Origin of the sequence: Intestinimonas butyriciproducens, from assembly GCF_004154955.1 — a bacterium.
Classification (GTDB): Bacteria; Bacillota; Clostridia; order Oscillospirales; family Oscillospiraceae; genus Intestinimonas; species Intestinimonas butyriciproducens.
On the sequence record NZ_CP011524.1, the window covers coordinates 1627158 to 1648665 of the forward strand.

Below are 21508 nucleotides of genomic sequence, written 5' to 3' on the forward strand. Positions count from 1 at the left end.
TGGCGCACAAGGAATCTGCCTTGCCTACGAAAGCAGAGGCAGGTATTTTTGTTATAGTAGCACACTTCTTTTCCAGTGTAAACCGCTAATTTGTAGAAATGGAGGTTACTATGGCTGGGAAAATGGGTAAATTTGTGATAATATTTTTTGTGGCGGCCATATGTCTTACCAGTATGGTATCGGCTGTGGACGCTGAGATCAACCCGACCATCCAGGTGGGGCTCTTCTATGGTCAGAACGCCCTCCCGGGGGCAAACCTGGAAAACTATACAGGCAGCGGGTACCGCCTGGGGTATTTTGACGAGGACTTGCACTTTGTCACGCTTGGGCATACGCCAGAGACTCAGATCTCTATGGTAAAGACCCAGAACGTATCTCTGTCCAACGGAAATTATGTGGATGGGACCGGCTCTGTGACCGTAGGCTGCTATCATTTGCAGATGCCGGGGAGCTATCCTGATTTTGAGAGCGCAGCCGCGGCTGCGGCGGCCCTCCAAGGCGCTTTTCCGGCCTGGATAGAGGGCGCTTATTTCGTGCGTGTCGGCGCATACGCCACAAAGGAGGCCGCGACGGCCGCCCAGAACACCCTTGGGCTGTCTGACGCGTCGGTGACGGGGACCAGCAGCTATGGGGTCACTGTGGTGGCCACTAAGACGGGCCGACCTCTGTTCCAGTTTGACGGAGGCGCATCCTATACGCTGGGGGTCAAGCCTGGATTGGATGATGCGACAGAAATGGTCACCTGGTTCAAAGGCTACCGCTATTATGGCTCCTTCCGGTATGTCCGTGAGAGTGGGGGAAATCTGAGCGTCATCAATGTGGTTCCGCTGGAGGATTATGTCCGTGGTGTCCTGCCCTATGAGATGAGCAACGATTGGCCGCTCGAGGCCCTGAAGGCACAGGCGGTGTGTGCCAGGACCTATGCTTACATGAATCTCGGCAAACATCAGAAGAGTGGATTTGATATCTGCAATACGACAGATTGTCAGGTTTATCAAGGGGCCGGACTCTCCAACACACGTACGGACCAAGCGGCTGCTGAGACCTATGGAAAATATGTCTGGTATGCCGGCGAGCTGGCACAGACGTATTATTTTTCCTGCGACGGCGGAGCCACCGAGGATGTAAAGAACGTGTGGGGGAGCAGCGGACAAAACTTGCCCTACCTGGCCGGAGTCGTGGACATCTATGAGCCCTCTGTAGCCGATAAGACGGGAAAGTATAATTGGACGGTCACTTTTACCAAGCAGGAACTCAAAGATATCTTACATAAGAAAGGGTACCTTTGCGACGATATCGTGGACTTCTATGTGGCGGAGTATACGCCCACAGGCAATGTCTATAAAATCACATTTCTAGATGCAGCGGGAAAAAGCTGGTCTTTCGTCAACACGACCAAAGAGTATGCCCGTACACTTTTGGGGCTGAATTCTATCCGATATACCATTTCCAGCGGGGGCGGTAAATTCTTTGTCAATGACAGCAGCACCACGATAGCCTCCGCATCCGGCGCTTACGCCGTTGACGGCGCCGGGAACATCACTGCGATTACAGGCACGCCCTATGTGATCACTGGCAGCGGCACGGAGCAGCTCGTCTCCTCGTCCGCTGGGAATTCCTTTACCATTACAGGGTCAGGCTGGGGGCATAACGTGGGTATGAGCCAGTGGGGGGCCTACGCTATGGCGGAACAGGGGAAAACCTACGATGAGATTTTGAAATTCTATTTTACCGGCGTAGATGTCCGGTGAGAACTCGAAGAAAGCTGGAACAATATTTTGAAAACATCGGATTTCTATTATGATCTGCCTCAGGAGCTCGTTGCTCAGACGCCGCTTGAACGGCGGGATGGCTCCCGGCTGATGGTACTGGACAAAAAGACTGGCGCGACAGCGCATCGTCACTTTTATGACATCCCCACGTTGCTGAGGCCGGGAGACTGTTTGGTGCTCAACGACTCCAGAGTTCTGCCCGCGCGGCTTTTGGGCCACCGTGAGCCCACAGGGGGAGCGGTGGAGGTCCTCCTGCTCACTGACAGGGGGGATAAGGTTTGGGAGTGCCTGGTGCGGCCCGGTAAAAAGGTGCGGCCCGGGGCGCGTCTGTCATTTGGGGATGGACTGCTCACCGCTGAAGTCGTGGAGACATTGGAGGGGGGGAACCGTCTGATCCGCTTTGATTATGACGGGATCTTTCTGGAGATCTTGGAGCGGCTCGGCAAGATGCCCTTGCCGCCCTATATCAAGGAAGAACTCAGTGATCCCGAGCGGTATCAGACTGTCTATTCCAAAGAGGTGGGTTCGGCTGCAGCCCCTACCGCAGGACTTCACTTTACGCGGGAACTGCTGGAGCAGATACAGACCATGGGCGTAAATCTGGCCTATGTAACGCTCCACGTGGGATTGGGGACCTTCCGTCCGGTCAAGGAAGAGGAGATCACCGACCATGAGATGCATGCGGAGTACTGTGCAATCTCCCGTGAGACGGCAGACCTCATCAATCGTACAAAGAAAAATGGGGGTAGGATCATCTGTGTGGGAACCACGTCCTGCCGCACCATAGAGTCCTGGGCGGCAGAGGACGGTACCCTGAGGGAAGCTGCGGGGTGGACGAGCATTTATATTTATCCCGGATACCGCTTCAAGGTGCTGGACGGCCTGATCACCAATTTCCATTTGCCGGAATCCACACTGGTCATGTTGGTCTCTGCACTGGCGGGGCGGGAGCATATCCTGGCTGCCTATGAGGAGGCGGTGCGAGAGAAATATCGCTTTTTTTCCTTTGGGGATGCAATGTTTATCGGCTAGGGAAAGCTGGAGCCGTGCTGATTCCGTCAGAACGGTGGAGCATGTTCCTCCCATGTGGAAAAACAAGGAAAAGCCGCAGGCTCTGTCTATAGGGCCGCGGCTTTTCCCGTCCCGGTCCCAGTGAGCAGGGGCGGGCAGAGAGTTGCGTTTGTTTCGAACAGCAGGATTTGACATAATTGCAGAAAACAGAGGACAGAGGACCCCTGCGGATAGGGAAAGGAACGGGTAGGGGATAGGATTAAGATTGCCGTAGACACCAATCAAGGGTGGTTTTTCATCGGAAAGCGAGTGGTGGCGAAAAGGGATGTCAAAAAGGCGATCAATGTATGCAGGGCCTTTAAGGAAATTCGGTATAGAGTGGCTGGAGGAGCCCCTGTACGGTTATGATTTTGAGGGCCTAGCGGAGCTGCGAAGAAGTACAACTCTCAACATTGCCGGCGGAGAACTGAATGCACAGGTACACGAATATAGGGATATGCTCAAGCATCAATGTTTCGATGGATGTGGTTCTGTCGGGTGGCTTTGCGCAAAATAGGAAGGGCGCGGCGATGGTCGAAGCTGAGAACAAGATCTGTACGCCGCATACATAGATTCATGGCATGGGACTCGCTGCGGCTTTGCACATGGCCGGCGCGGTGAACAACTGTCCATTTAATTGAGTACTACTACGATCCTCCGCACTGGGACTATAAGGTAAGGTACGGGATCTCATGTTAACGGAACCGCTGGAGGTAGAGAGCGACGGCTACATCCGTGCACCGGCGGGGCCTGGACTTGGAGTCGAGGTGAACCATGAGTTCTTGGACCACTATACGGTGCTCCGTAAATAGAGGGGATTGCGCTCTACGCAAAGATTCAGGACCCCAAAGCCGCTGCAGGCGTTGCTCCGGTACGCTTCGCCGCCGGAATTGATTTAAGTTTCATTGGGTTTGAACTGTACCACCGCCAGCATTGAAAATGGGCGGCGGCACAGTTTGTTTAGCAGAAATGAAGGTTTGGTCCTCACTTGTAACAATCTATAAAAGTTTTTGCGCAAAGCTGAATTTTGGGTATGCATAGTTGGGGGGCTGCAATTCTGTGCGCCGCTTTTATTGCCTTGAAAAAAGAGGCTGGTAAAGGTATAATACTATTGTTCTGATAAGGATGGTCATAATTTTCGGAGCCCCTTTTTATTGGGGAACCCTCAAAAATTTACACCAGCTTAGCATAAAGGAGTTTTTCTGTGTTCAAGGTCATCAAGACGGAAGGCTGTGCGCGGCGCGGCGAATTTTCCTGTGCCCACGGCGGTGTGGTCCAGACCCCGGTTTTTATGAATGTCGGTACACAGGGCGCCATCAAGGGTGCGGTGTCCGCCCACGATCTGAAAGAGATCGGGTGCCAGATCGAGTTGTCCAATACGTACCACCTGCATCTACGGCCGGGAGACGATGTGGTACGGCAGATGGGTGGTCTCCATAAATTTATGGACTGGGACGGGCCGATCCTCACGGATTCCGGTGGATTTCAGGTGTTTTCTCTTGCAGGGCTCAGAAAAATTACCGAAGAAGGCGTTACATTTGCCTCTCATATCGATGGCAGGCGCATTTTTATGGGGCCGGAGGAATCCATGCGGATCCAGTCCAATCTGGGTTCTGATATTGCCATGGCCTTTGATGAGTGCGTGGAAAATCCGGCCACCTATGAGTATGTGAAGCCCTCCTGTGAGCGCACGCTGCGATGGCTGGAGCGGTGCAAAGCGGAGCACGATCGCCTGAATGCACTGCCCGGCACGGTCAATCCCCACCAGATGCTCTTCGGCATCAATCAGGGCGGAACTTATGCCGACCTGCGCATCTGGCATATGAAAGAAATCGCCAAGCTTGGCTGCGACGGGTATGCCGTCGGGGGATTGGCGGTGGGGGAGCCCACCCAGACCATGTACGACATGATCGAGGCAGTGGAACCCTTCATGCCCGCGGACAAGCCGCGTTATCTGATGGGAGTCGGTACGCCCTCCAATATCATTGAGGGCGTGGCGCGGGGCGTAGACTTCTTCGACTGCGTTATGCCGGCCAGAAATGCCCGACATGCGAAGCTCTTTACATGGGAAGGCGCGCTCAACATCAAAAATGAGAAATACAAACTCGACGAGCGGCCCATCGATCCAAATTGTCAGTGTCCAGCCTGCCGTTCTTTTTCTCGTTCTTACATCCGTCATCTTTTTGCCGCGGGTGAGATGCTGGGGATGAGACTGGCTGTCCTGCATAATCTCTGGTTTTATAATGAGTTGGCCGCCCGCATCCGCGCCGCACTGGATGAAGGGTGTTTTTCCGCATTCCGCGAAGCATATTCCCGAAAATTGGAGACCCGGATTTAGTATAATGTTTTTTGGAAAAGGTCTTGTCAATCGAGCACTTTCCCTGTATAATATGTTCTAATGCCGTGGAAAAACGGATATTTTCATTGGAGGGGACAAATTTGGACGCTAATATGTTAGGCACGGTTGGTATGCTGGTTGTCATGCTGGCTATCTTCTACTTCATGTTGATCCGGCCCGAAAACAAGAAGAAGAAAGAGCTGGCAAAAATGCGCAGCGAACTGGCGGTAGGGGATGAGATCACCACTATCGGCGGAATCATCGGTACGATCTGCGCAGTAAAGGAAGAGAGCATTGTGATCGAGACCAGCGCGGACCGTGTGCGCATCGAATTTGCCAAGTGGGCCATCTCCACGAAGGGTGCTCAGACCACTGAAACTACAAAGTAAATAAAAGCATGACCAACACCCTCTTCGCATAGGCTGTACAAAGCTGTTGTGAGGAGGGTGTTTTTATGCGTAAGACAGAGGAGGACCAGGGGGCGAAGCTGGTACGGGCTATGACCGGCGTGCTGCTGGGCGGCGGCCTTGCGCTGGTAGTATGCCTGGTATTCCTGCTGATTTGCTCTGTGGGGATTTCTGGAGGCTGGGTGGAGGAGGACCTCATGTACCAGCTCTCAGTCGTAGGTTGCGTCATAGGGGGATTTTCCGGCGGAATTTTTGCCGTGCGACACAGCGGCGCACGGGCTCTGATTGTAGGGCTTGCCTCGGGGGGAGTCTTTTTCCTATTGATTCTTACTGCGGGGGTATTGCTGTTTGAGGACATGTCGATAGAAGCCGGGGGACTGGGCCTCTTGTCCGGAGCGCTCTGCGGCGGCGCGGCGGCAGGGATTTTAGGGACCAGGCCCAAAAAGAAGAAGCGTAGAAAATAAATCGGGGTTCCGCTGCTGGCATGCGCCAAGAGGACGGGTTAGAAGCGGGCACACAATACGGAATGTAATAATACAAAATGTATACCGTTTGCAAAAAGAGAAAACACACAATATGTAGATGATTTTATGTCGAAAACGCAAAATACATAACTGTGCAGGGAGCGGACTGAGCCAAGTTGAGTTAAGTTTACATAATTATATTTACATAATCAGTGGGCGTAATAAACAAAAATGAAAAAGTTTGCGGCAAAACATTGCATAATCCGGCAGGGTGGCTTATAGTATTTTTACGTTAACTTTTCAGCTTGGATGGGAGCTGTTGGAAATGAAAGACTTGGTGCTGGGCTTTATTGGTGCTGGAAACATGAACACTGCGATTCTGAGCGGCGTATTGCGGAAGCAGATGTTTCCACCTGAACGGATCTGGCTCTCCAACCGGCATGCCGAAAAGCTCTCTGCTTTCTCCAAACTGGGAATCTGCACCACGACGGATAACCGCGCGGTTGCCCGGAACGCGGATATTCTGATCCTGGGCGTAAAGCCTCAGATGTTCGGCGATGTGCTCCCCGAGCTGAAGGATCTTGTATCGGAAAAGTGTGTAATCTCTATTGCCGCCGGTATTTCAGCCTCTTATTTGAAGGCTGAGCTCCCCGGCGCTCATATCATCCGCGCCATGCCCAATACTCCGCTGATGCTGGGAGTGGGGGCTACCGCGGTGGCCCGCGCGGAGGACGTCGCACCGGAGCTATTTCAGACGGTACTTGAGCTCTTTCGGGCGGCCGGGGTGGTGGCGGTGATTGAAGAGAGTCAGATGGACGATATCATCAATGTCAACGGCTCCTCCCCGGCTTGGTTTTTTCGCCTTGCAGACATCATGGTAAAACGTGCCGTCTCTGTGGGAATCGATGCAGATACGGCGCTGCGGCTGACGGCGGCGACGTTGGAGGGTGCGGCCCGTATGTTGGCGGAGTCCGGAAAGACGCCGGAAGAGCTTTGTCGTCAGGTCTGTTCTCCTGGCGGTACGACCTTGGCGTCCCTCTCTGCTTTCGAAGAGCGGGACTTTGACGGGCTCATGCTGGACGCGATGGACCGGTGTACAAAGCGGTCGAAGGAACTCGGCAAGTAACATTGATATTTGGAACGCTTGTCTCATATGCTGTCCCAGAGGGGGGACAGCCATGAGAAAGCGAATCGTACGGATTTGGGATGTGCCTGCGGGCGGGCTGCTGCCCGCGCTGATTACAGTGGCTTCCGCTTTCTGTATTGGAGGACTGGCCGGTATGCTGCTGGCCGCCCAAGTGGGCGGCGGTGGGCATGACAGCCTGGCGGCATACATAGAGGGGTATCTGGCGGCGGCAAAGTCCGGCTCTGTTGTTCTGTCTCCCGGGCTGCTGTCCGTCTTGTGGGAGAGCGTCCGATGGCCTCTGTTTGCCTTTTTGATGGGGTTTACCGCCTTAGGCGTGCTGGGGATCCCCACTTTGTTCGCAGTGCGCGGTTTTCTTCTCTCTTTTGCAGTCTCTTCCTTTGTGCGCATGTTTGGAGGGACAGGGGGGATTTTGGCCTTTTTTGCGTTTGGGATCACGGGGCTTGCGGCTGTACCGGCGCTCTTCGTCCTGGGTGTCCAGAGCTTTGCAGGTGCGCGGGAACTTGCGGGCAGGGCCCTGTCCGGGAAGAAGGGCGTGTTTCCCTTTGGGAGGGCTTATTGGGTCCGCTGCGCTCTGTGTGCCGGCGCAGTTGCGCTCAGCGCGGTGCTGGAATACTGGGCGGTCCCGGCACTGTTGTGCTCGGTGGCCGGACTCTTTTGATTTTGGAGCGGTAAGAAGGGTTTGAGCGGATGGACTATTTAAAGGGTTATGAGGCATATCTCACAACTGAAAAAAAGGCGTCTGAGAATACGCTCAGCTCTTATCTGAGAGATGTCCGGCAGTTTTCCGAATACTGTCAGCGGGAGACATTGGAGTTGACGGAGACGACCACGGGGGACGTGGAACGATACGCCAAATATTTAATGAGCCGCGGAAAGTCGGTATCCACCGTTACTAGGGCGGTGGCTTCTCTCAAGTCCTTTTTTGGGTATTTGTATCGGGAGGGATATATCGACGCCAATCCGGCCCGCGGAGTGGCTCCCACCAAGGTCGAGCGAAAGCTCCCGCAGATTTTGACCAGCAAAGAGGTCGAGTTGTTTCTGGAGCAGCCGGAGTGTACCGATGCCAAGGGATATCGGGACCATGCCATGCTGGAGCTGCTCTATGCCACCGGGATACGGGTGAGTGAACTCATCGACTTGGATATGGAGCATCTCAGCCTCTCCGGCGGTTTCTTGCGCTGTGTGGGGAAGGGAAAAGAGCGCATCATTCCCCTCTATCCCGCGGCAGTTAAGGCGCTGGGCGACTATCTGCGGGATGTACGCCCTCAATTGGTGGAAGACGAGACGGAGACGGCCCTTTTTGTCAATATGAACGGCAGGCGTATGTCCCGGCAGGGCTTTTGGAAAATCATCAAGCACTATCAGGAGAAGGCCGGAATCAAAAAGGAGATTACGCCTCATACGCTCCGCCACTCCTTTGCGGCCCATCTGCTGGAAAATGGGGCGGATCTGAGGTCGATCCAAGAAATGCTGGGACATGCGGACATCTCTTCCACACAGATCTATGCACAACTGGTCAAACAGAAATTAAAGGACGTCTACATCAAGGCGCACCCGCGGGCTTGAGAGTAGGGAAGACCATTTCGGCTGATACGGGGCGCGCTGTTTGAAAACGGCACGCCCCGTATATTATGCCTATTTTGTGGTTGCGCCTCCAGTTTTGCCGTGGTACAATACACGATGTATGAATATTTGGAGGACGTTATGATCATTTTAGGCATCGATCCCGGCTTTGCCATTGTCGGTTTTGCCATTTTGGAGGCGAATCACGGGAAACAGCGACTAATCCAATGCGGTGCCATCACTACCCAGGCAGGGCTCCCGCTGCCGGCGCGACTGCTCCAGATTGAGCAGGATATGGATGAACTCATCGCTGTATTTCATCCGGAGGCGATGGCTGTAGAGGAGCTTTTTTTCAACAATAATGTGACCACCGGCATCGGTGTGGCGCAGGCGCGTGGTGTTATTCTGACGGCGGCCGAACGAGCCGGAGTCTCTATTTATGAATATACGCCCTCCCAGGTCAAGCAGGCTGTGGTCGGCTATGGCAAGGCGGAAAAACGTCAGGTCATGGATATGACCAAACGGATATTGAATCTCAGGACAGTACCAAAGCCGGACGATGCCGCAGACGCTGTGGCGATCGCCCTCTGTCACGCCCGCTCGCACGCCTCTCTGCTTGCCTCCCTAGACCCAGCCACACCCGGCAGCGGACGCTATGAAGTGCGAAAGAAGTAGGAGAAAACCGAATGTTTTATTATGTGAAGGGCCCTGTCGCCCATATTGCGCCCTACCTGGCCGTTATAGATTGCGGCGGGGTCGGTTATGCCTGCCATACCACCGCCAACACGCTTTCTTATTTGAAAAAGGGCGAGGTGGCAAAGCTGTATACCTATCTCCACGTGCGCGAGGAATTGTTTGATCTCTATGGTTTTTCCACAGAAGAGGAGCGCAGTTGCTTTGAACTCTTGATCGGGGTATCCGGCGTGGGACCCAAGGCGGCGCTCTCCATTTTGTCCGCCACGTCACCAGAGGGGCTTGCCATGAGCATCATCACAGGGGACGAGAAGGCCCTTACGGTCGCTCAGGGTATCGGCAAAAAAATTGCCCAGCGTATCATTCTGGAGCTCAAGGATAAGCTGGCGAAAGGCCAGCTCGGTACATCAGCGGGCGGCGAACAGTACGGGGAAACCGGGGTCACGATCATTCCGGAAAATAAATCTACTGAGGCCGCCGCCGCCTTGGCTGTGTTGGGCTACAGTCAGGCTGAAATTGCCGTCGCCCTGAAGGGAGTCGATATGGAGTCCCAAAAGTTGGAGGAAATCATTCGTCAGGCCCTCAAAAGGATGGTCAAATAATGCCGGGGCCGGAGACAGATAGGGGAAGGGGCGAACGGAATGAGCATCGACTTTTCCAGTGACGGTGGTTTTGAGACGGAGGAGCCCTTGGTCGCGACTTCGCTGCTGAGGGAAGATGAGGGGGAATATTCCCTGCGTCCCCAAACGCTCAGTGAGTATATTGGACAGCAGAAGGCAAAAGGGAACCTGTCCATCTTCATCGAGGCCGCCAAAATGCGTAAGGAACCCCTGGATCATGTCTTGCTTCACGGCCCCCCGGGGCTGGGAAAGACGACACTCAGCGGCATCATTGCCAACGAGATGGGTGTCAATATCCGGATCACCTCTGGACCGGCGATCGAAAAACCCGGTGATCTGGCCGCTCTGCTCACCAATCTCAATGAAAATGATATCTTATTTGTAGACGAGATCCACCGCCTCAACCGCTCTGTGGAGGAGATCCTGTATCCGGCGATGGAGGATTACGCTATTGATATTATCGTCGGCAAAGGCCCCTCGGCCAATTCGATCCGGTTGGATCTGCCCAAGTTTACGCTGATTGGGGCCACGACCCGCGCCGGGCAGCTCTCCGCCCCTCTCCGGGATCGTTTCGGCGTTACGCTCCGGTTGGAGCTCTACACCCCGGAGGAACTGTGCCTGATCGTCACACGTTCTGCCGGTATTCTGGGGGTACCTATCGAGGAGGACGGCGCTCTGGAGATCGCCAAACGCTCCCGCGGTACTCCTCGGATCGCCAACCGGATGCTTCGCCGTGTCCGTGATTTCGCTCAGGTCAAGGCTGGGGGCGTGATCACCAGAAGGGTGGCTGACGAAGCGCTCAGCGCCCTGGAGGTGGACTATTTGGGATTGGATGCCGTGGATCGCCGGATGCTTCACAGCATCATTGAAAATTACGGCGGGGGGCCGGTAGGGCTGGACACTCTGGCGGCCACCATCAATGAGGAGTCCGTCACTTTGGAAGATGTCTATGAGCCCTATCTCATGCAGATGGGCTTTCTCACCCGCACGCCCAGGGGGCGCTGTGTGACCAGAAAGGCGTATGAACATTTGGGCTTGTCCTATTTCGGACAGGAACAGCTCGAATTTTAAACCAGAAGGAGTTTTGACCCATGGGTAAACTGTTTGGAACCGACGGCATTCGGGGCGTGGTAAATGCCGGGTTAGATGCCGCGCTGGCTTTTCAGGTGGGCTTGGCCACGGCGCAAGTGCTGGGCGAGGGCAAGCCTGGAAAGAAGCCTTTGGTAACCATCGGAAAAGATACGCGTATCTCCTCTGACCTTTTGGAGGGCGCGCTGGTGGCCGGCCTTTGTTCGGCGGGCGCCGATGTCCTCCATCTGGGCGTCATTCCTACTCCAGCAGTGGCGTGGATCACAGTGGATCAGGGGGCGGATGCAGGCGTAGTTATCTCTGCCTCCCATAATCCCTTTGAACACAACGGCATTAAGATTTTTAACGGTCAGGGCTTTAAGCTCTCCGACGAGCTGGAGGGGAAAATTGAGGATATCATTCTCTCCGGCGCGGAGGTTTCCCTCAAAACGGGCGGAGAGATCGGACGTGTGACTTATGCGGAAGACCGGACGCGGGACGACTATATTGATCATTTGGCGTCCACAGTAGAGGACGGCCTGGCCGGACTTCGCATCCTTGTCGACTGCGCCAATGGCGCTGCCTCTGCGACGGCGCCTCAGCTCTTTGACCGCTTTGATGATCTTCACTGTGACATCATCAATGCCGATCCCGATGGCATCAACATCAATACAAACTGTGGCTCCACTCACTTGGAGGGGTTGGCGGCTATGGTAAAGGCAGGAGGCTACGACTTGGGTTTGGCCTTTGATGGGGATGCAGACCGGTTTTTGGCCGTCAGTGAAGCGGGCATACCCATTGACGGCGATCAGGTTATGGCCGTCTGCGGTCGCTATCTGAAAAGCCGGGGAAAACTGGCGGGAGACACCATTGTTGCCACAGTTATGTCCAACATAGGGCTCCACCGTTTTGCAGCGGAAAATAATATGGAAGTGGTCTGTACCGACGTAGGAGATCGAAATGTGTTGGAGCGGATGCTGGAGAATGGCTTTTCGCTCGGCGGCGAACAGTCCGGCCACATGATTTTTCTGGAGCACGCCACCACCGGTGACGGACAGCTTACGGCGCTCCAGTTTCTGAATATTCTTCATCAGTCCCGTCAGCCGGCTTCCAAGCTTGTTGCGGACTGTCGGCAGTATCCCCAGGTGCTAGTAAATGTAGCGGTTGCGGATAATGCCCAGAAGCAGGCGGTCATGGGCTCTGTACAACTGAAGGACGCGATCGCGGCTGGAGAGAGGGCACTGGCCGGGAATGGCCGCATCCTGGTACGCCCCTCCGGCACGGAGGCTCTGATCCGGGTCATGGTGGAAGCTGAAACGGAAGGAGTCGCCGACAGCCGTGCACAGGAACTGGCAAATCTCATAAAAAAGCTTTGATTTCATTGAAATTCCTAAAATAATCTGCATAAACACTTGACATTTCGGGTACTTCGGCCCTATAATACACAAGGAGCCTTGGAATGAAGCCAGCAGAAGAAACCCCCAATTCGCTCACCGACGAGATCCTGTGTTTGCAAGCCGCATCAGGCGACCGCATCGCAGAAGAGACTCTTGTGATGCGGTATAATCGTCTGGTGCGTATTTGTGCCCGCCCTTATTTTCTCGCAGGGGGCGACAGCGAAGATTTGATTCAGGAGGGCATGGTGGGGCTGCTGAATGCCATCCGGGAGTATGTACCCCAAAAGGGTACGGCCTTTCGGACTTATGCTGAGATATGTATCCGCAATCGTATCCTGTCCGCCATCCGGGCGGCATCTAGAGATAAGCACACTCCGCTCAACCACTATGTCTCTTTCGAACCCCCTCTTTTAGATGGGATTGCCGACAGTTATCCATTCAACGCGTCCCGGCAGCCGCTTCAAAATCCTGAAGATATGTTGATCAGCAGGGAGGAGCGCCGGGAACGTCTTGGAACGCTCAAGGGACAGTTATCCGGGTTAGAGGCCAATATCCTGGAACTCTATCTCCGCGGGTATTCTTATGTGGAGATTGCAGAACAGGTAAACCGTTCCCCGAAAGCGGTGGACAACGCCGTGCAGCGCATCCGGCGCAAAGTAGCGCGGCACCTTTTTTCCGGCGATTTCAGCGAGAGCTGAACGCAATATTACAGACCCAGCACTGTCGGTTTATTCCGGGCCTGGGCAAACGAGTCAAAGAGAGGGAAAAGATCATGTACGAAGACAAGACACTTGTATGCAAGGAATGCGGCCAGGAGTTCGTGTTCACCGCCGGTGAGCAGGAGTTCTATGCGGAGCGCGGCTTCCAGAACGAGCCTCAGCGCTGCAAGGCCTGCCGTGACGCTCGCAAGCAGGCTGCCCGTGGCCCCCGTGAGTACTTCACCGCCACTTGTGCTGCCTGCGGCGGCGAGGCAAAGGTTCCCTTCGAGCCCAAGTCCGATCGTCCTGTTTACTGCAGCGAGTGCTTCGCTCGCATGCGTGAGGAGCAGGGCCGCTAACTAAGGCCAATAAAAAACAGGGACGCTCATGAGGGCGCCCCTGTTTTTTTGATTTGCGATCATACCGAGGCAGAAATGATCCAACATTTTGTTTCCCAGAAAAACTGCGATTCCTATTGAAAAATAGGGAACGATAGGGTATACTAAAGCATATCCTAAATCCTAGTTTTTTGGAGGTTTATTTTATGGCTACCATCACCAAAGATACCATCATCGGCGATATTCTGGATATTGCGCCGGAGACCGCTCCGGTTTTCCTGTCCATCGGGATGCACTGCCTGGGCTGTCCCTCTTCCCGCGGGGAGACTGTGGAACAGGCCTGCATGGTCCATGGCGTGGATGTTGACGCTCTGTTGGAGAAGATCAACGCGCTGGTGCCCGCCGCAAAATAAGATCGTCACATAAAAACGGGGCGGCAATCTGCCGCCCCGTTTTTATGTGATCGAGATTGAGAGGATTATCGTGCATCATGCATAAAGGAAGGTGGTCTCTGTGCGCCCTGTTGAGTTGTCCCCCAGACTGCTGGCAATTGCCCACCAGGTTCCGATGGGTGCGCATTTTGCCGATATCGGTACAGACCATGCCAGGCTGCCGGTCTGGCTGCTGGAACACGGAAGGATCCCCAGCGCCATTGCGGCCGACTTGAAGGAAGGACCGCTTTCGCGTGCGCGCCAGACTGCTGCGCGTCATGATCTGACAGAGCGTATTTCATTCCGTTTGGGAGATGGATTGACGCCCCTGGGACCTGAGGAGGCCGATGCCGTAGCAATCGCGGGTATGGGTGGTGAGACCATTGCCTCTATTTTGGGGAATGCTCCATGGGCATCCGGGGGGACCTGCCTTTTTTACCTCCAACCAATGACTTCAGTGCCTGATCTGCGGCGGTGGCTATGGCGGAATGGTTTTGTCATCGAACGGGAGGAATTGGTCCGTGAAGACAAGCTCTATGTGGTGATCACAGCTCGTGGAGGAGAGATGGCGCCGCTGACGCCCGCAGAAGAATGGTGTGGGAAACAGGACCGCGACATGACGTCACCTTACAGAGGGGAGTATCTGTCGATGATGCTTTCCAGAGCCGAACGGGCCCTGGAAGGTTTGGGATGTTCTGCGCGTTTGAAGGACCAGGAGAGAGCAAAGCGTTGGAGAGGTCTTGTTTCGGAATTAAAACAGATGAAGGAGGAATGGATAGCATGGCAACGGTGAAGGATGTCTACGCTGCTGTGAATCAGATCGCCCCCTTTGCTGCACAAATGGATTTTGACAACGCCGGGTTTCTGGTAGGCAGGGGAGAGCAGCAGGTCACACGGCTGCTGGTGTCGCTGGATATTACGGAAGAGGTCGTCTGGGAGGCCGTGGAGCGGGGAGTTGAACTCATTGTCTCCCACCATCCCATTATTTTTCATCCTGCCCGCAGCATTACCGACGAGACCTCGGTAGGACGAATCGTATTGGCCCTGGCGGAGCGGGGAATTGCCGCAATTTGTGCACACACGAATCTGGACGCCTCGGTGGGCGGCGTCAACGACGCGCTGGCCGATGCCTTGAGCCTGACGGAGTGCACCGTGTTGGAACCGTCCGGCACAGACCGTGCGGGGGCGGTGATCGGGATTGGTCGCGCCGGTGTGCTACGGACTGGAACGGGCATGGATGCGGCAACCTATGCCGCACAGGTAAAAAAGGCACTGGGGGCAAATGGGGTACGCTATGTGGACGCGGGGCGTCCCGTCTGTCGGGTGGCCGTTGGCGGCGGCGCCTGCGGGGATATGCTGTCCTTGGCCTGCAAGCTGGGATGTGATACCTTTGTTACCGCAGACGTAAAATATAATATTTTTTTGGACGCCAAGGCGGAGGGCGTCAATCTCATCGACGCAGGACATTTTCCAACGGAAAATGTGATTTGCCCGATTTTGGCCCAAAAGTTGCGCAATATATTTCCAGGCGTGGAGGTCATGCTTTCTCAGCGTCATAAAGAGGTTTTTTCCTACTTGTGAGGGGTTGCGTTACAGACGCCGGTATGGTAAAATGTTTTAGCTAATTTTGAGATTTCTAGAAGGGGACGAATCCAATGTCAGGACATTCCAAGTGGCATAATATTCAGAAGACCAAAGGGGCAGCCGACGCGAAGCGTTCTCAGATCTTCACAAAGATCGCCCGTGAGATGATCGTGGCAGTGAAACAGGGCGGCAGCGGGGACCCCAACAATAACTCCCGACTGGCCACCGTGATTGCCAAGGCCAAAGCCGCCAATATGCCCAATGATAACATCAAGCGGACCATTGACAAGGCGCTTGGCTCCGGGAACGCCGACGATTTTGAGAGCGTAGTCTATGAGGGCTACGGCCCCTGCGGCGTCGCCGTGATCGTGGAGGCGCTGACAGACAACCGTAACCGTACGGCTCCGGAGGTGCGCCATCTTTTGGACAAGTACGGAAAGGGTCTGGGCGCTACCGGCTGTGTTTCCTGGTCCTTTGATCAGAAGGGTGTTATCGTCATTGAGAGGGAAGACTTGGATGAGGATACCGTTATGATGGACGCTCTGGACAGCGGCGCCGACGATATGCAGGCGGATGAGGAGTGCTTTGAAATCACTACTACGCCGGATTCCTTCGGCGAGGTCTTGGCTAAGCTGGAAGAGAAGGGATATGCCTTCCTTTCCGCCGGAGTGGATATGGTCCCGCAGAACTATGTGAAGCTGGAAAAAGAAGAGGATGTCAAAAACATGGAGAAGCTCATCGATCTGTTGGAAGAGAATGACGATGTGCAGAACGTGTACCACAACTGGGAGCAGGACTGAGCTACTGAGCTTAGGGATGGATCTTTTTGCTAGAAAGAAAAAGAGAAGCGGCGGGGATATGCTCCCCGCCGCTTCCTGTATGCAAGTAGGCCTGTAAGCCGGGTTCTGTCATTTAAGACAGCCATCTATCTAGACGCGCTGTTGCCAACGCGTTCCAGCCACCTCCCCGGGACGGCCGGGCCGGCCGTGTGTCCCTCCACGGTGTTGCTCCGGATAGAGTTTACATCGATGGGCAGTCTCCAGCCATCGGGTGAGCTCTTACCTCACCTTTCCACCCTTACCTCGCCGACGCATGTTCCCGCAAAAACAAAGTCCTTACAGAAAGCGCATTCAAGGGGCGAGGCGGTATCTCTCTGTTGCACTTTTCCTAGAGTTGCCTCCGGCGGGCGTTACCCGTTATCCTTGCCCTGTGGAGCCCGGACTTTCCTCATGAACGGCCTTTCGGCACTGTCCACGTGGCTGTCCAGCCTGCTTGCAGTGTTTTATTATATCGGAAGAGAAGCACACTGTCAATTCGATTGAAATATTCTGCGCAATAAGATATAATAAATTTCACGATATTACGATCAAAAGGGGGAACGGCAGTGCAAATGACGCTCAAAGAATATCTGGCCGGGCTCAAGGGGAAAACAGTGGCTGTGATCGGCATCGGCGTATCCAACACGCCGCTTATTAAAATGCTGTTGCGGGCAGGAATCCGCGTTACCGCCTGCGATAAGAATCGCCGCGAGGATTTCGGCGGCTTGGCGGAGGAGCTGGAGAGTCTGGGGGCCGAATTGCGCCTGGGGCCTGACTATCTGAAAGGTCTGGATCAGGATGTGATTTTCCGCACACCCGGGCTGCGCCCCGATGTTCCCGAACTTTTGTCGGCCCAGGCAAAGGGCAGCATGATCACCTCTGAAATGGAAGCGTTTTTCCAAGTCTGCCCATGCCATACCATTGGGGTCACAGGAAGCGATGGAAAGACCACCACGACGACGATCATTGCCTCGCTTTTAAAAGCGGCCGGCTATCATACTTTTGTAGGCGGCAATATTGGCCGCCCCCTTCTGGCCGACGCAGACGGGATGGAGCCGGACGATTGGGCCGTACTGGAGCTCTCCTCCTTTCAACTGATGACCATGGACCTGAGTCCTGAGATCGCAGTGGTCACCAATCTTGCGCCCAACCATTTGGATATGCACACGTCCATGGAGGAGTATACTGCGGCAAAGAAAAATATTTTTCTGCATCAGGGTACAGCGGACCGCGCCGTATTCAACTATGATAATGAGATTACGCGTGAGTTTCTCGAGGAGGCCCCCGGCCGGGCCGTCTCCTTCAGCCTCAAGCAGGAGCTCTCCCAAGGTGTGTATGGGAAGGATGGCGCGATCTGGGTCGCCAACGATCGGGGCAGGAGATCGGTTCTCCCTCTGGACGGGATCCTTCTCCCGGGTGAGCATAACGTGGAGAACTACATGGCCGCCATCGCCGCAGTAGACGGCATGGTGCCCGACGAGGTGATCCGCAAGTTTGCCGCGGAGTTTGGCGGGGTGGAGCACCGTATCGAGCTGGTGCGCACGCGGAACGGCGTGCGGTATTACAACGACTCCATCGCCTCCAGCCCCTCCAGGACCATCGCCGGACTGCGCTCCTTCCCGGACAAGGTCATTCTGATTGCCGGAGGGTATGACAAGCATATCCCCTTTGATGTGCTGGGGCCCGAGGTGGTCGCTCATGTGAAGCATCTGGTCCTCACCGGCGCCACGGCGGATAAGATCAGTGCGGCGGTCCGGGAATGCGCGGAATACCGTGGCGAGCCGTCCATCTCCCAATATGAGGATTTCAGCGCCGCTGTGATGGCAGCCCACGGTATGGCCCAGCCAGGGGATGTGGTCCTCTTCTCACCGGCCTGTGCCTCGTTTGACCAGTTCAAAAACTTTGCCCAGCGTGGCGAAGCATTCAAGAAGATCATCTATGAGCTGTAGGCCCGGTTCCAAGGGCACGTGGATATACGGACAATTCAGACGGCGGAACGACGAGTTTCCCGCCAAGGAGGGAAGACTTTGAATATCAGAGAGACACTTGGTACACTGAGTGCTATGGCAGGTCCTTCAGGCTTTGAGCACCCTGTAGCGGAGCAGGCGGCCGAGCTGATGCGGCCCTTCCTGGACGAAGCCAATGTAGACCGCTTCGGAAATGCGGTGGGGGTGCGTCTTTGTGGCAAGCCGGGAGCCCCCCGCTTGCTTTTGGATGCTCATTTAGATGAAATCAGCCTGATGGTGACCGGAGTTGAGGATGGATTTCTCCGTTTCCGCACCATCGGCGGAGTAGATCCCCGCATGTTGCCGGACCGGGAACTCACCGTGCTCACGCATCCCTCTATCTTAGGCGTGGTGACCTGTCTGCCGCCCCATGTGCTCAAGCCGGGGGATACCAAGAAGGCCATCCCAATTTCTGAGCTGCGCGTAGATATCGGTATGGACCAAAAAGAAGCCGAGCGTACAGTTCCCATCGGCACTCCTATGGTCTTTCGCGGCGGATGCTTCGATTTGAAGAACGGAAGGCTCTGCGGCAAATCTATGGATGACCGGTCCTGCTTTACCATCCTCCTGCGGACGGCGGAGCTTTTGAAGGACAAGCCGCTGGATGTTGACCTCTATGTGATGGGCAGCACCCGGGAAGAGGTCAGCGGAGCGGGGGCCAAGGTGGGGACCTACGGGATACATCCCGATTACTGTGTGGCGGTGGACGTCACACATGCCAAGACGCCCGATATGGGAAAGGGCCGCCGCAGCAATATCGGCGGCGGCCCACAAATTGGAGTGGGGCCCAATATGACGCGCTGGATGACGGAGCGTATGGTCGTCAAGGCCCGTGAGCTTGGAATTCCCTATGATTTGGAGGTCATGGAGGGGCACACGGGCACCAATGGCTGGCACATGCAGATAGTCCGCGAAGGTGTGGCTACCTCTGTGGTATCCCTGCCGCTGAAATATATGCACAGCCCTATCGAGGTGCTGGACCTGGCGGATATCGAGCAGACAGCGCAGCTCTTGGCCGCCTTTGCCGAACATTTGGGGAAGGAGGCCGGAAGCATATGCTGAGTCTTGTAAAGGAATTGTGCCTGCTCAACGGCGTCTCCAGCGGAGAGGATGAAGTCCGGGCCTTTATCCGTGAAAAGGCTGCCCCTTATGCCGAAGCGATGCGGACCGACGCCTTGGGCAACCTCATTGTATTCAAAAAAGGGGCGAAGGCCACCGGAAACAAGCTGATGCTGACCGCCCACATGGATGAAGTCGGTTTTATCGTCAATGACATCACAGAGGATGGATATTTGAAATTTGCTCCGGTAGGCGGGATCGATCCCAGGGTCGTGATCGGCAAACGGGTCAGCGTGGGCCTGGGACGGGTCCAGGGCGCAATCGGTCTCAAGGCGTATCATCTGGTCAGTGCGGAAGAGGAAAAGAACGTCCCCAAATTTGAAGATATGTATATTGACATCGGAGCCAGGGACCGGGCGGACGCGGAAGCCGCAGTCTCGCTGGGGGCTCTGGTCGCCTTTGAGAGCGATGCTGTGGAATTTGGATACGGGATGTTTAAAGCGAAGGCAATTGACGACCGGGTGGGATGTGCCGTTATGCTCAAGCTCCTGGAAGAGGAGCTTCCCATGGACTGTACCTTCGTATTTTCCACACAGGAGGAAGTGGGGACCCGAGGGGCTTTGGGGGCAGCCTTTTCCGTGACGCCGGAGATCGCGCTGGTCCTGGAGGGGACCACGGCGGCAGATCTGCCAGGAGCCGACAGCCACAGACAGGTGGCCGTCCCCGGAAGGGGTCCGGTTCTCTCGTTCATGGACGGAGGCACGGTATACGACCGCGAACTTTTTGAGCTGATGCGGGAGCTGGGCGAAAAGCACCAGATTCCATGGCAGTTGAAAAGCGGCATCTCGGGCGGCAACGACGCATCTGCCGTCCAACGTACCAAGGAGGGCGTCAGGGTGGCGGCAATATCCGTGGCCGTGCGCTATCTGCACGCGCCATCCAGTGTGGCTTGCGTCCAGGATTTTGATCATATGCATGCTTTGGCGAGGAAGTGGATTGAAGCCGTCGCATGCTTATAATACGGGAGGATAGGAAATGAATATTTTAAAAACGCTGCAAAGCTTAAATGCCTGTCACGGCCCCTCTGGAGACGAAGCAGAGGTGGCTTCGCTGCTGGAGAAGCTGGCCATGCCCTTTGTAGACGAGTGCCGCCGGGACACCATGGGGAATCTGATTGCCCACAAGAAGGGGGCTGGGTCACGGGTCCTGTTTGCAGCCCATATGGACTCCATCGGCTTCATCGCCACCTATATTGAGAAGGAGGGCTTTGTCCGCTTCTGCAAAGTGGGCGGCCTCCATGCGCCTGACCTGATCGCCACACCTGTACGCTTTAAAAACGGAGTGCGGGGCGTGATCTGCCTGAACGAGGGTGTCGAGCCCAAGGAAATGACTTTGGAGGATCTCTATATTGACATTGGGGCCCATGACGAAGAGGAGGCACGCGCAATGGTGGGCATTGGCGATACCGCGGTCTATGATACTCCCGCCTTTGGCGCAGGAGACCGTCTGGTCTCCCCCTACATGGACAATCGCATTTCCTGCATTGTCCTTCTGATGGCAATGGAGCAGTTCCAAAAGAGCGAGAACGATCTCTATTTTGTATTTACCGTCCAGGAGGAGCTGGGGCTGCGCGGGGCGAAAACCGCAGCCTACGCCATCGATCCGGACTACGGCATTGCAGTGGACGTGACCGTATCCGCCGATGAATTGGGCAGTAAGCACTCCGGCAGCAGCAGGTTGGGCGGAGGCGCGGCGATCAAGGTCATGGACTCCTCCATCATCTGTCACCCTGAAATGGTCTCCAAATTATCGGCGCTGGCCGGGGAGCGGGGGATCGATGTCCAGATGGATGTCATCCGATCCGGCGGCACCGATGCCGGAAGCATCTATACCACGAAGATGGGGGTACTGACCGGTGGAATTTCCATCCCATGCCGATATGTCCATACTCCGCAAGAGATGGTGGACCGCGGCGATGTAGAGGCCTGTGCCCGGCTGGTTTGCGCTTTTGCAGAAGCCAGTCTATAATAAAACTATTAGGAAAGCAGAGTGTGA

The 21508-nt window shown here is 55.1% G+C and carries 23 protein-coding genes and 1 other RNA gene; 23 read left to right on the forward strand and 1 reads right to left on the reverse strand.

What is annotated here, in order from left to right:
- Nucleotides 1-149: 149 nt before the first annotated feature.
- From SRB521_RS08150 to SRB521_RS08240, 19 genes are all read left to right on the forward strand, one after another.
- Nucleotides 150-1751, forward strand: a complete 1602-nt coding sequence (locus SRB521_RS08150) for a SpoIID/LytB domain-containing protein (protein ID WP_242976514.1) — start codon at nt 150-152, stop codon at nt 1749-1751.
- Between the two features lie 27 nt (nt 1752-1778).
- Complete coding sequence (queA, locus tag SRB521_RS08155; protein WP_116721660.1) at nt 1779-2804, forward strand: tRNA preQ1(34) S-adenosylmethionine ribosyltransferase-isomerase QueA; 1026 nt, start codon at nt 1779-1781, stop codon at nt 2802-2804.
- 322 nt (nt 2805-3126) lie between these two features.
- Nucleotides 3127-3339, forward strand: coding sequence for an enolase C-terminal domain-like protein (locus SRB521_RS16895; RefSeq protein WP_075703876.1), 213 nt, complete (start codon nt 3127-3129; stop codon nt 3337-3339).
- A gap of 687 nt (nt 3340-4026) precedes the next feature.
- On the forward strand, nt 4027-5160 hold the full coding sequence (gene tgt, locus SRB521_RS08165; protein ID WP_075703875.1) for a tRNA guanosine(34) transglycosylase Tgt: 1134 nt from the start codon (nt 4027-4029) through the stop codon (nt 5158-5160).
- Nucleotides 5161-5273: 113 nt separating this feature from the next.
- Nucleotides 5274-5549, forward strand: coding sequence for a preprotein translocase subunit YajC (yajC, locus tag SRB521_RS08170; protein ID WP_272050646.1), 276 nt, complete (start codon nt 5274-5276; stop codon nt 5547-5549).
- Between the two features lie 65 nt (nt 5550-5614).
- Nucleotides 5615-6031, forward strand: coding sequence for a TIGR04086 family membrane protein (locus tag SRB521_RS08175; protein WP_033116674.1), 417 nt, complete (start codon nt 5615-5617; stop codon nt 6029-6031).
- A 325-nt stretch (nt 6032-6356) separates the two neighbouring features.
- A complete protein-coding gene (gene proC, locus SRB521_RS08180; RefSeq protein WP_083630881.1) occupies nt 6357-7157 on the forward strand; it encodes a pyrroline-5-carboxylate reductase in 801 nt (266 codons plus the stop codon).
- A 52-nt stretch (nt 7158-7209) separates the two neighbouring features.
- Complete coding sequence (locus SRB521_RS08185) at nt 7210-7836, forward strand: hypothetical protein (RefSeq protein WP_033116675.1); 627 nt, start codon at nt 7210-7212, stop codon at nt 7834-7836.
- A gap of 29 nt (nt 7837-7865) precedes the next feature.
- Nucleotides 7866-8744: a site-specific tyrosine recombinase XerD gene (gene xerD, locus SRB521_RS08190; RefSeq protein ID WP_075703874.1), complete on the forward strand. Its 879-nt coding sequence runs from the start codon at nt 7866-7868 to the stop codon at nt 8742-8744.
- Between the two features lie 138 nt (nt 8745-8882).
- Nucleotides 8883-9416 (forward strand): crossover junction endodeoxyribonuclease RuvC, encoded by a 534-nt coding sequence (gene ruvC / locus SRB521_RS08195; RefSeq protein WP_058117725.1) that lies wholly within the window; start codon nt 8883-8885, stop codon nt 9414-9416.
- A gap of 11 nt (nt 9417-9427) precedes the next feature.
- On the forward strand, nt 9428-10036 hold the full coding sequence (gene ruvA / locus SRB521_RS08200) for a Holliday junction branch migration protein RuvA (protein WP_075703873.1): 609 nt from the start codon (nt 9428-9430) through the stop codon (nt 10034-10036).
- A gap of 39 nt (nt 10037-10075) precedes the next feature.
- Nucleotides 10076-11125: a Holliday junction branch migration DNA helicase RuvB gene (gene ruvB, locus SRB521_RS08205; protein WP_052082488.1), complete on the forward strand. Its 1050-nt coding sequence runs from the start codon at nt 10076-10078 to the stop codon at nt 11123-11125.
- Between the two features lie 20 nt (nt 11126-11145).
- The gene (gene glmM, locus SRB521_RS08210; protein WP_075703872.1) at nt 11146-12498 is read left to right on the forward strand and encodes a phosphoglucosamine mutase; all 1353 of its coding nucleotides are present in this window, start codon (nt 11146-11148) and stop codon (nt 12496-12498) included.
- A gap of 83 nt (nt 12499-12581) precedes the next feature.
- A complete protein-coding gene (locus SRB521_RS08215) occupies nt 12582-13217 on the forward strand; it encodes a sigma-70 family RNA polymerase sigma factor (protein ID WP_033116680.1) in 636 nt (211 codons plus the stop codon).
- Between the two features lie 74 nt (nt 13218-13291).
- On the forward strand, nt 13292-13576 hold the full coding sequence (locus tag SRB521_RS08220) for a zinc-ribbon domain containing protein (RefSeq protein WP_033116681.1): 285 nt from the start codon (nt 13292-13294) through the stop codon (nt 13574-13576).
- Nucleotides 13577-13761: 185 nt separating this feature from the next.
- Nucleotides 13762-13968, forward strand: coding sequence for a DUF1858 domain-containing protein (locus SRB521_RS08225; protein ID WP_033116682.1), 207 nt, complete (start codon nt 13762-13764; stop codon nt 13966-13968).
- A gap of 115 nt (nt 13969-14083) precedes the next feature.
- A complete protein-coding gene (locus SRB521_RS08230) occupies nt 14084-14779 on the forward strand; it encodes a tRNA (adenine(22)-N(1))-methyltransferase (RefSeq protein ID WP_242976515.1) in 696 nt (231 codons plus the stop codon).
- Nucleotides 14767-15567 carry a Nif3-like dinuclear metal center hexameric protein gene (locus SRB521_RS08235; protein WP_116721662.1) on the forward strand — a complete coding sequence of 267 codons (801 nt, stop codon included), beginning with the start codon at nt 14767-14769 and terminating at the stop codon, nt 15565-15567. The genes SRB521_RS08230 and SRB521_RS08235 overlap by 13 nt, the downstream gene beginning before the upstream one ends.
- A 74-nt stretch (nt 15568-15641) precedes the next feature.
- Nucleotides 15642-16370 carry a YebC/PmpR family DNA-binding transcriptional regulator gene (locus tag SRB521_RS08240; RefSeq protein WP_058117720.1) on the forward strand — a complete coding sequence of 243 codons (729 nt, stop codon included), beginning with the start codon at nt 15642-15644 and terminating at the stop codon, nt 16368-16370.
- 78 nt (nt 16371-16448) lie between these two features.
- On the opposite strand, the gene rnpB is transcribed toward SRB521_RS08240, so the two are convergent.
- Nucleotides 16449-16845, reverse strand: an RNA gene (gene rnpB / locus SRB521_RS08245) — RNase P RNA component class A.
- Nucleotides 16846-16960: 115 nt separating this feature from the next.
- Between rnpB and murD the strand changes: the two genes are divergently transcribed.
- From murD to SRB521_RS08265, 4 genes are all read left to right on the forward strand, one after another.
- Nucleotides 16961-18337, forward strand: coding sequence for a UDP-N-acetylmuramoyl-L-alanine--D-glutamate ligase (gene murD / locus SRB521_RS08250; protein WP_116721663.1), 1377 nt, complete (start codon nt 16961-16963; stop codon nt 18335-18337).
- 78 nt (nt 18338-18415) lie between these two features.
- Nucleotides 18416-19456: a zinc-binding metallopeptidase family protein gene (locus tag SRB521_RS08255; protein ID WP_242976516.1), complete on the forward strand. Its 1041-nt coding sequence runs from the start codon at nt 18416-18418 to the stop codon at nt 19454-19456.
- A complete protein-coding gene (locus SRB521_RS08260) occupies nt 19450-20472 on the forward strand; it encodes a M42 family metallopeptidase (RefSeq protein ID WP_116721664.1) in 1023 nt (340 codons plus the stop codon). The genes SRB521_RS08255 and SRB521_RS08260 overlap by 7 nt, the downstream gene beginning before the upstream one ends.
- A gap of 16 nt (nt 20473-20488) precedes the next feature.
- Nucleotides 20489-21481, forward strand: a complete 993-nt coding sequence (locus tag SRB521_RS08265) for a M42 family metallopeptidase (RefSeq protein WP_116721665.1) — start codon at nt 20489-20491, stop codon at nt 21479-21481.
- Nucleotides 21482-21508 lie beyond the last annotated feature (27 nt).

Coding starts and splice junctions, on each gene's coding strand:
- yajC (WP_272050646.1), top strand. CDS start 5,274: ATGTTAGGCACGGTTGGTATGCTGGTTGTCATGCTGGCTATCTTCTAC.
- ruvC (WP_058117725.1), top strand. CDS start 8,883: ATGATCATTTTAGGCATCGATCCCGGCTTTGCCATTGTCGGTTTTGCC.
- SRB521_RS08265 (WP_116721665.1), top strand. CDS start 20,489: ATGAATATTTTAAAAACGCTGCAAAGCTTAAATGCCTGTCACGGCCCC.
- SRB521_RS08235 (WP_116721662.1), top strand. CDS start 14,767: ATGGCAACGGTGAAGGATGTCTACGCTGCTGTGAATCAGATCGCCCCC.
- SRB521_RS08185 (WP_033116675.1), top strand. CDS start 7,210: ATGAGAAAGCGAATCGTACGGATTTGGGATGTGCCTGCGGGCGGGCTG.
- murD (WP_116721663.1), top strand. CDS start 16,961: ATGACGCTCAAAGAATATCTGGCCGGGCTCAAGGGGAAAACAGTGGCT.
- SRB521_RS08220 (WP_033116681.1), top strand. CDS start 13,292: ATGTACGAAGACAAGACACTTGTATGCAAGGAATGCGGCCAGGAGTTC.
- SRB521_RS08260 (WP_116721664.1), top strand. CDS start 19,450: ATGCTGAGTCTTGTAAAGGAATTGTGCCTGCTCAACGGCGTCTCCAGC.
- xerD (WP_075703874.1), top strand. CDS start 7,866: ATGGACTATTTAAAGGGTTATGAGGCATATCTCACAACTGAAAAAAAG.
- SRB521_RS08225 (WP_033116682.1), top strand. CDS start 13,762: ATGGCTACCATCACCAAAGATACCATCATCGGCGATATTCTGGATATT.
- ruvA (WP_075703873.1), top strand. CDS start 9,428: ATGTTTTATTATGTGAAGGGCCCTGTCGCCCATATTGCGCCCTACCTG.
- glmM (WP_075703872.1), top strand. CDS start 11,146: ATGGGTAAACTGTTTGGAACCGACGGCATTCGGGGCGTGGTAAATGCC.
- SRB521_RS16895 (WP_075703876.1), top strand. CDS start 3,127: ATGTATGCAGGGCCTTTAAGGAAATTCGGTATAGAGTGGCTGGAGGAG.
- ruvB (WP_052082488.1), top strand. CDS start 10,076: ATGAGCATCGACTTTTCCAGTGACGGTGGTTTTGAGACGGAGGAGCCC.
- SRB521_RS08240 (WP_058117720.1), top strand. CDS start 15,642: ATGTCAGGACATTCCAAGTGGCATAATATTCAGAAGACCAAAGGGGCA.
- proC (WP_083630881.1), top strand. CDS start 6,357: ATGAAAGACTTGGTGCTGGGCTTTATTGGTGCTGGAAACATGAACACT.
- SRB521_RS08215 (WP_033116680.1), top strand. CDS start 12,582: ATGAAGCCAGCAGAAGAAACCCCCAATTCGCTCACCGACGAGATCCTG.
- SRB521_RS08175 (WP_033116674.1), top strand. CDS start 5,615: ATGCGTAAGACAGAGGAGGACCAGGGGGCGAAGCTGGTACGGGCTATG.